This window comes from Arthrobacter sp. efr-133-R2A-120, assembly GCF_030209835.1.
Taxonomy (GTDB): Bacteria; Actinomycetota; Actinomycetes; order Actinomycetales; family Micrococcaceae; genus Arthrobacter.
This window is the reverse complement of record NZ_JARVRF010000036.1, coordinates 39,849-52,879: the sequence shown is the minus strand read 5'-3', so window position 1 is coordinate 52,879 and position 13,031 is coordinate 39,849. Positions and strand designations below refer to the sequence as shown.

13 protein-coding genes are annotated in these 13,031 nt (G+C 64.4%); 3 read left to right on the top strand and 10 right to left on the bottom strand.

Annotation, left to right across the window (positions count from 1 at the left end; all coding sequences use genetic code 11):
• Position 1 precedes the first annotated feature (1 nt).
• Both QRN52_RS16555 and QRN52_RS16550 read left to right on the top strand, forming a co-directional pair.
• Complete coding sequence (locus tag QRN52_RS16555) at positions 2–832, top strand: aldo/keto reductase (RefSeq protein WP_284754353.1); 831 nt, start codon at positions 2–4, stop codon at positions 830–832.
• 32 nt (positions 833–864) lie between these two features.
• Entirely contained in the window at positions 865–1,935 is a 1,071-nt protein-coding gene (locus tag QRN52_RS16550) for a lactonase family protein (protein ID WP_284754352.1), read from the top strand.
• A gap of 152 nt (positions 1,936–2,087) precedes the next feature.
• On the opposite strand, the gene malQ is transcribed toward QRN52_RS16550, so the two are convergent.
• Positions 2,088–4,280, bottom strand: a complete 2,193-nt coding sequence (malQ, locus tag QRN52_RS16545) for a 4-alpha-glucanotransferase (RefSeq protein ID WP_502869721.1) — start codon at positions 4,278–4,280, stop codon at positions 2,088–2,090.
• A gap of 387 nt (positions 4,281–4,667) precedes the next feature.
• Here malQ and QRN52_RS16540 point away from each other — a divergent pair, with 387 nt between their 5' ends.
• Positions 4,668–5,693: a PHP domain-containing protein gene (locus QRN52_RS16540; protein WP_284754351.1), complete on the top strand. Its 1,026-nt coding sequence runs from the start codon at positions 4,668–4,670 to the stop codon at positions 5,691–5,693.
• Here the strand turns inward: QRN52_RS16540 and QRN52_RS16535 are convergent.
• From QRN52_RS16535 to QRN52_RS16495, 9 genes are all read right to left on the bottom strand, one after another.
• Positions 5,690–6,733, bottom strand: coding sequence for a HoxN/HupN/NixA family nickel/cobalt transporter (locus QRN52_RS16535; protein WP_284754350.1), 1,044 nt, complete (start codon positions 6,731–6,733; stop codon positions 5,690–5,692). The two genes, QRN52_RS16540 and QRN52_RS16535, sit on opposite strands and share 4 nt — an antisense overlap.
• Positions 6,733–7,548, bottom strand: a complete 816-nt coding sequence (locus QRN52_RS16530) for an urease accessory protein UreD (protein WP_502869723.1) — start codon at positions 7,546–7,548, stop codon at positions 6,733–6,735. Before QRN52_RS16530 ends, QRN52_RS16535 begins: the two co-directional genes overlap by 1 nt.
• Before the next feature lie 218 nt (positions 7,549–7,766).
• The gene (gene ureG, locus QRN52_RS16525; RefSeq protein ID WP_078106937.1) at positions 7,767–8,384 is read right to left on the bottom strand and encodes an urease accessory protein UreG; all 618 of its coding nucleotides are present in this window, start codon (positions 8,382–8,384) and stop codon (positions 7,767–7,769) included.
• A gap of 16 nt (positions 8,385–8,400) precedes the next feature.
• On the bottom strand, positions 8,401–9,069 hold the full coding sequence (locus QRN52_RS16520; RefSeq protein WP_284754346.1) for an urease accessory protein UreF: 669 nt from the start codon (positions 9,067–9,069) through the stop codon (positions 8,401–8,403).
• A 135-nt stretch (positions 9,070–9,204) separates the two neighbouring features.
• A complete protein-coding gene (gene ureE, locus QRN52_RS16515) occupies positions 9,205–9,690 on the bottom strand; it encodes an urease accessory protein UreE (RefSeq protein WP_284754344.1) in 486 nt (161 codons plus the stop codon).
• A 19-nt stretch (positions 9,691–9,709) separates the two neighbouring features.
• Entirely contained in the window at positions 9,710–11,494 is a 1,785-nt protein-coding gene (gene ureC, locus QRN52_RS16510) for an urease subunit alpha (protein ID WP_284754343.1), read from the bottom strand.
• Entirely contained in the window at positions 11,491–11,877 is a 387-nt protein-coding gene (locus QRN52_RS16505) for an urease subunit beta (protein ID WP_284754342.1), read from the bottom strand. The genes ureC and QRN52_RS16505 overlap by 4 nt, the downstream gene beginning before the upstream one ends.
• Positions 11,878–11,886: 9 nt before the next feature.
• Positions 11,887–12,189 carry an urease subunit gamma gene (locus QRN52_RS16500; RefSeq protein ID WP_078106942.1) on the bottom strand — a complete coding sequence of 101 codons (303 nt, stop codon included), beginning with the start codon at positions 12,187–12,189 and terminating at the stop codon, positions 11,887–11,889.
• A 204-nt stretch (positions 12,190–12,393) separates the two neighbouring features.
• Positions 12,394–13,002, bottom strand: coding sequence for a DedA family protein (locus QRN52_RS16495; protein ID WP_284754339.1), 609 nt, complete (start codon positions 13,000–13,002; stop codon positions 12,394–12,396).
• Between the last annotated feature and the right edge of the window lie 29 nt (positions 13,003–13,031).

Sequence of the window (13,031 nt, the reverse complement as noted above, 5' to 3'; positions counted from 1 at the left end):
CATGGCACTTGCTCCGACCGTCAGGCTCAATGACGGTAATGCCATTCCGCAGATCGGCCTCGGGACCTGGCCGCTCGACGACGCCCAGGTCGCCGCGGCGGTGGTGTCCGCCGTCGAGCTTGGCTACCGGCACGTCGACACGGCGTACCGCTACGGTAACGAGGCCGGCGTCGGGCAAGGCGTGCGGGACTGCGGCATCCCGCGCGAGGAACTGTTCATCGCCACCAAACTGGACGGCACACACCAGGGCCGCGATCGCGCCGTCGAGGGGCTCGAGGGCTCCCTCAAGCGCCTCGGACTGGACTACGTGGACCTCTTGTTGATCCATTGGCCGCTCCCCCAACGGAATGAATTCGTGTCCACCTGGGAGACTTTCGAGCGGCTGCAGGCTGAGGGGAAGGTGCGTTCGATCGGCGTGTCCAACTTCAAGCCCTCGCACCTCGAGCGGCTCCTTGAGGAAACCTCGGTGGTGCCGGCCGTCAACCAAATCCAAATCTCACCGCCCATCACGCGGATCGATGAGCGAGCCTTCAACGGCAACCATGGCATCGCCACGGAATCGTACAGTCCGTTGGGGGCCGGCCGCGATCTCCTGAATGCCCCGGTCTTGGCCGCGATCGGGAAGAAACACGGAAAGACTCCCGGGCAGGTGGTGCTGCGCTGGCACATCCAGGAGGGGCTCGTGGCCATCCCGAAGTCCGCCAATCCACTGCGCATGAAGGAAAACCTGGACGTTTTCGACTTCGCTTTGGACCATGACGACCTGTCCGCGATCGCCACTTTGGACGCGGGTGCCGATGCCGGTGTTGACTCGGACGTACAGGGACACTGATTCAGGTTCTACTCACCAACACTGAGGACGGCATGGCAGAGAACATCGACGGAACGCTCATCTGGGCAGGCGCGTACACCGCGGACAGCGACGGGAACGGAATGGGCATTGGGGCAGTCGCCGCGCGTGAAGATGGCAGCATTGCTTGGCTGGGCACCGCCGTCGAAGCACCGTCGCCGTCGTTCCTTGCCGTTCATCCCGCCCTGCCGGTGGTCTACGCGGTAGCCGAGGCCGCCCAGACGATCCGGGCGTACCGGCGGACCGGGCTGTTCGGCCTCGAGCCCCTGGGCGAGGCTTGGCCGGCCGGAGCCGCGGCTTGCCACGTCGCCGTCGACCCTTCCGCCCGTTTCATCGTGGTCAACTGTTGGGGCGACGGGAACGTGCTGCTGTACGGGCTCGACGACGACGGCGGCATCACCTCGCGCTTTGCCGCGCCGCCGGCCAAGGACCCGCACGCCGGCGTCGACGGCGGCATCGACATTGCCACGGGCGGCGCCCGGGTGAGCCGCGCCCACGCAAGCCTCATGCTCGAGGATGGCCGGATCATGACCACGGACCTCGGCTTCGACCTCGTACGGGTGTGGAATTACTTCCCCGACACCGGCCTGCTCAAGGACCACGAAGTCGCGCTCCCCGTGGGCAGCGGTCCGCGGCACTTGGTCCAGCACCCCTCCGCCGACGCGGTCTTCGTGGTGACCGAGTACTCCATCGAAGTGGTGGTGCTCCTGCCCGGCGCGGACGGTCGCTTTGTGCTCCACCGTCGCGGTCCTGCGACGGCCGGTGGGGCCGCCGACGGCGACGCCGCGGCCGAAATCGCGCTGTCGCCGGACAATCGCTTCGTCTACACGGGTATCCGCGGCTCCAACCGGATCTCGGTGTTGGCCGTCGAGGGCAGCGGAACCCGGCTCCGGCCCGTGGCTGACGTGCCCAGCGGAGGAGACTGGCCCCGACACCACTTGGTCCGCGACGGCTGGCTCCACGTCGCGCACGAACGTTCCAACCAAGTCACCACGTTCGCCCTGGACCCTGCCACCGGCATCCCGGGCGAGGTCCTGGACCAGCTGAACACGGGTTCCCCCACCGCTTTGGTTATAGCTCCCTGACGGGCCAAAACGGCGACGCTCGCTCACATATGCGGCCAAAATCGGGAACGCTCGCTCATCAAGGTGAGCGAGCGTTCAACTGAAACGGCCCAAAGGTGAGCGAGCGTCGCGGGGAGGGCCAAAGGGCGAGATTTCACGCCTCGATGCGTTGCCTAACCCCGTACAGCCTCGTCCACGGCCGCGAGCAAAGAGTTGAACCGAGGGTTGGCATCAAGGTCATCGATCAGCACCGCGCGTCCGCGTTCGTCGGCGAGTGGCACTTGCCAGTTGGGGTAGACCTCCGACGTCGTTCCCGGCTGGTTCTGCACCCTCCGCTCCCCTACGGCATCCACTAACGCAACGCCCAACAGGACCGACGGTGCAAGGGCCAGCAGACGATGCAGCGCCTCAATGACCTGCTCCTCACCAAGCGCTTTTCCGTCGGCAGGCAGCAGGCCCCGTTCCCGCAGCAACCCCATCATCTTGTCCAGGCTGGCCTCGTGCTCGGCCCGTTCCTCGGCCACGCTTCGTTCAAGCAAGCCCAGTTGGTTCCTGAGATCCACGTGATCGCCTGCGAGGTATCCGGCGGTCGGCGGGAGGTCGTGGGTGTTGACACTGGCGAGTGCCTGCGTTCGGTAACGTTCGGGCGGCAGGGGCGAGTCGCCGTCGTACTCGAACCAAAGGATCGACGTGCCCAGGATGCCTCGGGCCGCAAGATAGTCCCGCACCCACGGCTCGAAAACGCCAAGGTCTTCGCCGATGACCACCGCTCCCGCGCGGTGCGCTTCCAAAGCAAGGATGCCGATCAGGGCCTCGTGGTCGTAGCGGACGTAGGCGCCGTCGCGGGCGGAGTTGCCGGCAGGTACCCACCACAAGCGGAACAGCCCCAGGATGTGGTCGACGCGGATTCCGCCGGCATGGCGGAGGACGGTGGAGAGCATCGCTCGCAACGGCGCGTAGCCCGCCTCCGCCAAACGGACCGGGTGCCAGGGCGGCTGGTTCCAGTTCTGTCCGAGCTGGTTGTACATGTCCGGTGGTGCTCCCACGCTGACACCCGGCGCGAAGCTGCTGCGCAGGGTCCAGGCGTCGGCGCTGCTCAGGTCCGCCCCGACGGCGAGATCGTGCACCACTCCCAGCCGCATGCCGGATCGCTTCGCCGCGGCCTGGGCTGACTCGAGCTGTTCATCGCAGATCCACTGAAGCCAGCGGTGGAAACCGATCCGATCGGCCAGGGACTGGCGCATCGACTCAAGCTTCGGAGAACCGAGCGTGGCCGCGGGATCCTGCCAGAAGGGGTCGTCCGGCGATCGGTCCTCGCGGATGGCGCACCAAAGGGCGAAATCGTCCAGGCCCGGGCCGGACTCGCGGCAAAATTCCTCGAAGGCGCGCTGCCGGGCCGGAGAAAGCTTGACCGTGTGAAGGAGTTCCAGGGCTGCGAGCTTGGCGGCGAAGATCTGGTCCCGGTCCAGCCGTTCCGCGTCCTTGTTGAGCGCGTGGACGTCATCCAACAGCCGGTCCACGGTGGCCCGCTTTCGCAGCTTCACATATGCCAGTTCGGGAATGGATTCGATTCGAATGTAGAGGGGGTTGAAGAATCGCCTTGTGGACGGAGAATACGGCGACGCTTGAACCGGAGGCACCGGATCTGCGGCATGCAGGGGGTTCACGAGGACGTAGTCGGCCCCGCGCGTGCCGGCCAGCGACGCCAAATCGGCCAAGTCCGCGAAATCCCCGATGCCCCATGAGCGCTTCGAGCGTACCGAGTACAATTGCGTCGCGAGTCCCCAGCCGCGGCGTTCCTCGAGCTGTGCTGCCGTCTGCAACTTGGCCGGAACCACGGCCAGCACCGCGGTGGCCGTCACGCCGTCGGACTCGGCCGTGAGCGAATGCCAGCCGAGCGGCAACCCGGCCGGCACCTCAAAAGTGGCGCGGCCTGTGGGCACTCCATCCACGCCGCGCGGCGAAGCCCAGTCTTCCTGTTGGGTGGCCGCGAGTTCCGTTCCGTCCTCGAGCGAGATCGTCAGGCGCGCAGGCGAACCGTCGCGGACGTGGATGTGTACAGCCGCCGTCGTTCCCTCCTGGACGACGACGGCGGGCGGCAGCATCCGCCGCCACGGCGCCAGTTCCGCGTCCGCAAGGGCCGCTTCGATCTGCTCGTTGGAATGTGCGGCGACTCCCAGCGCGCCCAGCACTTGGATCAACGTGGTGGGCGAAACGTCGTGTTGCAGCCCATCCCAGCCGTAGAACGCCGTCCCGACGCCGTGAGCATCCGCGAGCCGGTGAAGCAAGTCCTCGTCAATGGCGGGGTTCGTAGCGGGTGGCATCGCCGTGGTGTCGGTGGCCTGCTGGATGGGAGTGTTGGTCATGTCCGCCTCGTCTGCGATGTGATTCGTCCGAAGGTGCATACCGCCCCGCGTGCAACTCAAGCGAGGCAACTGGTTCCGATTATTGCAGGGCGGTGGTGGCCGTCCCAGTTATTCCGACAGCATGACGCCCCATTCCGGAACCCTCGCTCACATATGGGCCCCAAACCCCAAACCCTCGCTCACCTATGGGCCCCCAACCCCAAACCCTCGCTCAGATATAGCTCCCTAAACCCAAACCCTCGCTCACATGATCTGAGCGAGCGTCAGTCGTAGACCCCACATACGTGAGCGAGCGTCGGAAGGCTCGAACCCTCGCTCAGATATAGGCCCCTAAACCCAAACGCTCGCTCACATGCGCCTGGGCGCGGCGTGGTACATGATTGAGCCATGGACGCCGTAGACGCGCTCAACGAAACCGCCTTCTGGCTGGAACGGGAACTCGCGGACAGCTTCAAGGTCCAGGCGTTCCGCCGGGCCGCGGGCATCATTGCCGGCCTGAGCCAAGAGGAACTGGCCGCCCGGGTCAAGGATGGCCGCCTCAAGCGAACCAAGGGAATCGGCAGTAGGACTTTCGAGGTGATCAGCCAAGCCCTGAGCGGCACCGTTCCGGACTACCTTGAAAACCTCCGTCGTCGTGGCGCCGAACCCTTGGTCAAGGGTGGCCACAAGCTGCACGCCGAGCTCCGGGGCGATCTGCACAGCCACAGCAACTGGTCCGACGGCGGCTCGCCGATCGAGGTTATGGCCGACGCGGCTCGTATACTCGGACGGGAATATATTGCGTTGACCGATCACTCCCCCAACCTCACCATCGCCAACGGGCTCAGTCCCGAGCGTTTGATGGAACAACTCACTATTGTGGATGGGATCAACGGGCAAAACGGGCAGGATCCCGGCTTTCGGCTGTTGGCCGGCATCGAAGTGGACATCCTTGAAGACGGAGAGCTTGACCAGTCCGCGGAACTGCTGAGCCAACTGGACGTTGTGGTGGCCAGTGTCCACTCGAAGCTCCGGTCCGACAAAGGGCCCATGACCCGGCGCATGCTCACCGCCATCGAAAACCCGCACACGAACGTCCTCGGGCACTGCACCGGCCGCTTGGTCAAGGGATCGCGAGGAACCCGGCCTCCGTCGGAGTTCGACGCCGAAAAGGTGTTCGCGTCGTGCGCGGAACACTCGGTCGCCGTCGAGATCAATTCGCGGCCCGAGCGCCAGGACCCGCCGGACGAATTGATTCAAATTGCCCTCGACGCCGGCTGCCTCTTCAGCATCGACAGTGACGCCCATGCCCCCGGCCAGCTCGACTTCCTGCAGTACGGTGCGGAGCGGGCGGAAGCCAACGGCGTACCCGCCGATCGGATCATCACGACTTGGGCATTGGATCGGCTACTGGAGTGGCTCCAGCCCGACTAGCGGCGCCGCGCCGCCCGGAATCGCAGGGCCGCAACCACCCAAACGACGGCGAACAGCGCAATCAGCACCAGACCGGCGTCGCCGAGGTCAATTTCGCCCAGCCACGTGGTGACAGGATCGCTCAGTCCAAAGGCCGCATTGAGGAAGCCGCCCAGCGTGATGACCGAGATGAACAGGGCCGAGAAGGCCGAGATGCCGGTGATGATGGCGTTGAATCCAAGCTTGCGCTGGGGATCATGGATGGCGGATTTGTACATGCGCATCATGGCCACGCCGTTGATGGAATCGCAAAGGGTCATCGCCGCGGTGAAAGCGAGCGGCAGCGCCAGGAGGGCGAGCACGGACACGCCCGCGAGCGACGCCGCCGTCGTGAGCACCAGCAGCCCGATGGTGGTGGCGGTGTCGAAGCCGAGCCCGAACAAGAACCCGATCACATAGATGTTCCGCGGACGCTGGACCTTGGATAGCGGCTTGGCCAAGAGCCGCGCGATGAACCCTTTGGTTTCGAGGTCGTCGACGGCGATCTCGCCGCCGGCCTGGGCGGCGCGGTACAACTGCATCGTGCGGAGGAACGCCGACCCGTTGAAGATGCCCATGGCCAGAAGGAAGAGCCCGGACACGCCGCTGCCGATCAGCCCCAGCACGAGGTGTCCGGTGGTGCCGTCCTCCATGAGCTGGCCCACGAGGCTGGCGCCGCCGACCACCATCACCCCGGCCAGAATCACCACGGAGCTGTGGCCCAGGCTGAAGGCGAAGCCGACACTCACGGGGTCCTTGTGCTGTGCCACGAATTTTCGTGTGGAATTGTCGATCGCGGCGATGTGATCCCAGTCGTAGCTGTGCTTGATACCGGCCACATACGCCGTCAGCACGAGGCCCAGCGCCAGAGGCTGGCCGCCACCGGCACCACCCACCAGCAGGAATACGACGGCGGCAAGGTGCAGGAGGACGACGGAACCGAACATGAACGCGAGGCGCGACTTCATCGGGAGATGCTCACGCTGGCGATACATCGAAGCGAACTCGGCGAGTGAAGTCATCAGTACTTCCTGAGGTTCAGCGGCGCCCTGCCGTACCAGCGTTCGCGCAAAAGGCCAGTACAGGCACCGAGCAATCGATTCAGTTCCTCGGTGCTGTTCGAGAGGGATCGTAGGACCAGGCCCGTCGTGCCCGCAAGGGTTCGGGTCAACGACAAACCCGAGTACGCCTCATACCCCGCCGTCAGCCGGTGCAGTTCGTCGGCGAGCGCCTGGTCAACCCGCGGATCCACCACAACGAGCGAACCCAGGTGGCTGTACCCCTCCATGAAGCCCATTCCGGTCACATCGCCCAGGGGCGGCCGGATCAGGAGGTTGTCGAGCGCAAGCAGCGCCGCGCCGTCGTCGCCCTCCACCTGGATCTCGTTCCGGAGCCGGAGTTCCTTGTACTTGAAAGAAGCGCCATCCGGGGACCAGCCCGGAGTGATGACTTCCGCCATGACGAGGCTCGACGTCGGGTGCACAGTGATGTGCGTGTCCTGCCGATAGCTGGCCTCCCGGTAGGCGATGAGCTGGTCAGGTGCCAACTCCAGTTCCGCCCCCTCCCCCAGCCGGATAGTCATCCGCTGCTCGGCAAACGACCCCGGAGTCCGATAGATCTTCGTGGCCGACTGCGTCGTCAAAAGCAACGAAGCCCCCGCCTCCACCTCCACGTCCACAACATAGAGATCCGCCCCCAAATACGCCCCACCAGGGTTGACCACGACATAACAAACCTGCCCGCTCTCATCCAAGTAATGCGGTCTCAAAACCCGCAAGGCACCCTGATGAAACTGCTGCACGGCCACGGAACGACCAGCACGTTCGGCGACCCGCAGTCTGAGCTCCCCCCGGAGTGAGCTAGTCGAAGAGGCGGCGAAGCCGGATTTGGGGGCCGCGGCGTGGTGGGCACCGCGATGGGCCCACTGCCGCGAGGGCCCCGACTCGAGCTTGCGAGAGTTGGGAGCGGCTGGGGACGGGCACGGCCCCAAATCCGGCGGAGCCGCCGGAGGCGACCCAACCGCCGGAGGAAGCTCAGCCGCCGTCGCCGTCGTGCTCATTGCGCCAGGTCGAGCATCAGGACATCGTGCCGCATCCATGCGATGACCTTGTCGAGCCCTTCGTCGGTCTTGAGGTTCGTGAAGCAGAAGGGCTTGTCGCCGCGGAATTCCTTGGAGTCCCGCTCCATCACTGACAGGTCGGCCCCGACGAAGGGGGCGAGGTCGGTCTTGTTGATGATGAACAGGTCCGACTTGATCATGCCTTGGCCGGCCTTGCGGGGGATTTTCTCGCCCTGGGCGACGTCAATGATGTAGATCGAGAAGTCCACGAGTTCGGGGCTGAATGTGGCGGAGAGGTTGTCGCCCCCGGATTCGACGAAGATCACCTGCAGGTCCGGGTGGCGCTTCTTGAGTTCCTCGATGGCCGCCGTGTTCATGGAGGTGTCTTCGCGGATGGCGGTGTGCGGGCAGCCGCCGGTTTCGACGCCGATGATGCGGTCTTCGGGCAGGATGCCGTTGGCCGCGAGGATTTTGGCGTCTTCGATCGTGTAGATGTCGTTGGTGATGGCGGCCATGGAGATTTCCCGGCTCATGTGGCGGGTCAGGCGCTCCACGAGCTGGGTCTTGCCGGCGCCTACCGGTCCGCCGATGCCGATCTTGATGGGTTCAGACATGTGTCCTCCTATGGTTCTAGCTCATGAACATGCGCGCACGTTGCCATTCGTGCCGCATCTGCGAAATTTCCAGGCCGGGGCTGACGGCCCCGAAGTCGTCCCAGCCGAGGTGCTGGACATGTTCGACGGCGGCAGCGACGCCGTCGTGCGCTTTGCGCAGCAGGCGCTGCCCGGAGTTCTGGCCGAGCGGGATGGCGCGCACGGCGTTCTGCGTCAGGGAGGTGACCGCCGCGAAAAGGTACGCGGCCAGCGCTTCTTCGAAGGGCACGCCGAGCGAGCGCGCGACGACGGCGAACGCGAGCGGCTGATGACCGGCGGCCTGGCCCGTGGCCACCATAGCCCGGTAAGCTTCCAGCTCGGCCGAGGGAAAGACTTCGGTCCCGATCTCGATCAGCCGCCCGCCCATTTTGGTACTGGCCTCCCGCAACTGCCGAGGCAAGAGCTGAGCACTCAAATGAGCATCCAACTCCCCCACACCCACCCCTTCATAAAGGAAGCGAATGCCCAAACCATCGGAATAAGTCAACTGCTGCCCCACAAACGCAGCCAGCCAAACCCCAAAACTCTCCTCATCAGCCACGACCCCCCGGTCGATGTACGTCTCAAACCCCAGCGAGTGAGCAAACGCCCCGGTAGGAAGAGCGGAGTCGCACAACTGCTGGAGGGCTAGCTGATAGGAGCTCACTGCTGCCCCCCGAAGGTGACGTGCACGGCGTAGGTGGGTGATAGGGGCCGCGGCGTGGCGGGCACCGCGGAGCGGGCACGGCCCCTATCACCCACCGGAGGCTTGCCGACCGGGTTAACAGCAGCCGAAGCAGGCTCAGTGCGTGTGTTCAGCATGGCGAAAAGGCACCGGCATTACGCGTTCCTGGCGGTCGTAAGGCACACCGACGTGTTTGAGGTAGTCCTCGACCGTGTGGTCGTACTGGCACACCATGACTTCGGCCCCGTATTCGGAGTCGCCGTCGAAGAACTGGGCCTGCAGGTGCCGGTTGCCGAGGGAGTGCGCCACTACGCCCATTTCGTAGATGCTGCGGGCGGCGATGACCAGGACGTCGCTCGGCAGCACGGACACCACGATCAGGTTCGCGTCCTCGACTGCGAGGATGTCGCCGTCGCGCAGGTCTCCGGATCCGGCCGGGAGGCGGATGCCGAGCTCCTTCCCGTGGTCTGTGGTGACGCGTTGGATGCGCTTGACGAGTTGGGCGCTGGGCAGCACCACCTTCTCCTTGTGGAGTTTGGCGAGCGCCGCGGCCTCGGCCTGCGGCAGTTCGTGCAGGTTGCCGAGGATCTTTTCGATGATCATGTGGTTTTCCTCCGGCGATCTAGAAAAGGAAGTAGCGCTGGGCCATGTGCAACACGTCGGAAGGTTCGCAGGTGACGTCTTCGCCGTCGACCGTCACTTTGTAGGTTTCGGGGTCGACGGCGATATCGGGCGTTTCGCCGTTGAACTTGAGGTCCGCTTTGCTCAGGTTCCGGATACCGGAAACCGGCCGGATAACGCGCTCCAATCCCAGTTCCTCGGGGACGCCGGCGTCGATGGCCGCCTTGGACAGGAAGGTGATGGAAGACTGCTTCAACGCCTTGCCGTAGGTGGCGAACATGGGGCGCATGGTGCGTGGTTGCGGGGTGGGGATGGAGCCGTTGGAATCGCCCATGAGCGCGTAGGCTATCTGCCCGCCCTTGATGACCAGGTCCGGCTTCACGCCGAAGAAGGCCGGATTCCACAGGACGAGGTCGGCGAACTTGCCCACTTCCACCGAGCCAATGGAGTCGGCCATGCCCTGCGCGATCGCGGGGTTGATGGTGTATTTGGAGATGTAGCGCTTGATCCTGAAGTTGTCGCTTTCCTCGCCCAAGCCGTTCGCAGCGCCGTGGCTGGCGCCGGACGCGTCCTTGAGGACGCCCCGCTGCCGTTTCATGGCGTCGGCCACTTGCCAAGTGCGGATGACAACTTCGCCCACGCGGCCCATGGCCTGGGAATCCGAGGAGGTCATCGAGAAGATGCCCAAGTCCTGGAGCACGTCTTCGGCGGCGATGGTTTCGGCCCGGATGCGGGAATCGGCGAACGCCACATCTTCCGGGATGTCCGGGTTGAGGTGGTGGCACACCATGAGCATGTCCAGGTGCTCTTCGATGGTGTTCCGCGTGTACGGGAGCGTGGGGTTGGTGGAGGCCGGGAGCACGTTGGGCAATCCGGCGATCTTGATAATGTCCGGAGCGTGCCCGCCGCCGGCGCCTTCGGTGTGGAAAGTGTGGATGACGCGGCCGTCGATGGCCTTGATGGTGTCCTCGACGAATCCGCACTCGTTGAGGGTGTCGGTGTGGATGGCTACCTGCACGTCGTATTCGTCAGCCACGCGCAGGGACATATCGATCGACGACGTCGTGGCGCCCCAGTCCTCGTGGACTTTGAGGCCTACTGCGCCTGCGCGGATCTGTTCGGCCAGCGGCTCGACGGCGGAGGCGTGGCCCTTGCCGAGGAGGCCGATATTGATCGGCAGGCCTTCCGCGGCTTGCAGCATCCGCGAAATGTGCCATTTGCCGGGTGTGATGGTGGTGGCCTTGGTACCTTCGGCCGGTCCCGTGCCACCGCCGACCATGGTGGTGATTCCGCTGCACAGGGCCGTGGGGACCTGGTCCGGTGAAATGTAGTGGATGTGGGTGTCCACGCCGCCTGCGGTGAGGATCTTGCCTTCCCCGGCGATCATCTCAGTGCTGGCGCCGATCACGATGTCCACGCCGTCGGCGATCTGGGGGTTGCCGGCCTTGCCGATCTTGAAGATGTGCCCGTCTTTGAGCGCCACATCGGCCTTGTAGATTCCGGTGTAGTCGAGGACCACCACGTTCGAAATGACGGTGTCCGGGACGTCGAGCATCTGGTCCGATGCCGCGTTGGAGTCGGGCAAGCGGCCGTCGCGGGTCACTTGGCCGTTCTGCCCCATGCCGTCGCGGACTACCTTGCCGCCGCCGAACATGACCTCTTCGCCGTAGACCGTGTAATCCTTCTCTATCTCAAGGAAGAGTTCGGTGTCCGCCAGGCGGATGGAGTCCCCCGTCGTCGGGCCGTATAGGTCTGCGTACTGCTTGCGCGAAATTTCAAAGCTCACTGGGCTGTCCCTTCCTTGCTGGCTCCGGGCCCTTCGGTGGCAGCGGCAGCGCCGCCGTCGTTCTTTCCGGCGTCCGCGTCAAGGGGACCGTTGACGGCGTTCCGCAGGCCGTAGACCTCGCGGCTTCCTGCGAGCGCAACGAGTTTGACAGTCTTGGAATCACCGGGCTCGAAGCGCGCCGCCGTTCCCGCGGGGATGTCCAGGCGGCGGCCGTAAGCGGCTTCGCGGTCAAAATCGAGCGCGGGGTTCGATTCGGCAAAGTGGTAGTGCGAGCCCACCTGGACGGGGCGGTCGCCACGGTTGACGACGTCGACGGCGATTGCCTCGCGTCCGCTGTTGCAGGCAATGGGCTCTGCTTGGAGCCGGTACTCACCGGGAATCATATTGGCCTCCTAGCGGATCGGGTCGTGGACGGTGACGAGCTTGGTGCCGTCCGGGAAAGTGGCCTCGATCTGGACGTCATGGATCATCTCGGGCACGCCCTCCATGACATCCTCGCGGCGAAGCAGGGTAGTTCCGTAGCTCATGAGTTCGGCGACGGTTTTCCCGTCGCGGGCTCCCTCAATCAGTTCGTAGCTGATGATGGCCACGGCTTCGGGGAAGTTGAGCTTCAAGCCACGGGATTGCCGACGGCGGGCGAGGTCGGCCGCGACCACGATCATGAGCTTTTCCTGCTCACGGGGCAAAAGATGCATCGGTTCTCCTTAAAAGTTGTGTGCTGCAGAGGCGGACATCAGATCACTCGAGGCTCAGATAAGCCGAGGACGTCGGGGCAGCTACTACGGTTATAACGCCAAACATCAGACATATCCAGTTCGTCCCTTCGCCGCCCCTCCCGAACAAATTGTGACCAGCCTAAAGCCTTGACGTTTCCGCCAGATTTCCGTGTTCCTGCGGCATCAGGCCTTCTTGGCGCGGTGCTTCCTGACTTGCCACACAAGCAGAATCGCCACCACAATTACCGCCACCACAGCCGCGGCACCCCGGCCCACGACGCGGGCCACTTCTTCGTACGAATTTCCGGCCACAAAGCCGAGAGTCACGAACAACGACCCCCAGATAATGCCGCCGCTGAAATTCCAGAACGCGAAACGCCGGTAAGGCATACGGCTGAGTCCGGCGAGCGCGGGCATGACGGCACGAAAGAAAGCAGTAAACCTGCCCAGGAGCACCGCGATGCCGCCTTTGTCTTTGAGGAAGTCTTCGGCCTTCTGCAATTGGGCGCGTCTTTTGTCCAGGATTTTCAGCGCCATCACCCGCGGGCCGAAGTGCTTGCCTATCTCGTAGCCCACGGTGTCTCCCGTGATCGCGGCAATGACCACAATGACGATCATGGCCCACAATTCAAAGAGCCCACGGCTTGCAATCACTCCGCCGACCACTGCCGCCGTTTCACCGGGGATAACAAAGCCCACAAAGATTGCATCCTCAGCGAACACGAGGGCGAAAACGATGCACGCGATCACAAGCGGGCTGGTGTTCAAGAGTCCGTCCAAAAGCGCGTGCATGAGGAACAGTCTGGCAGGAGAAGCCGTAC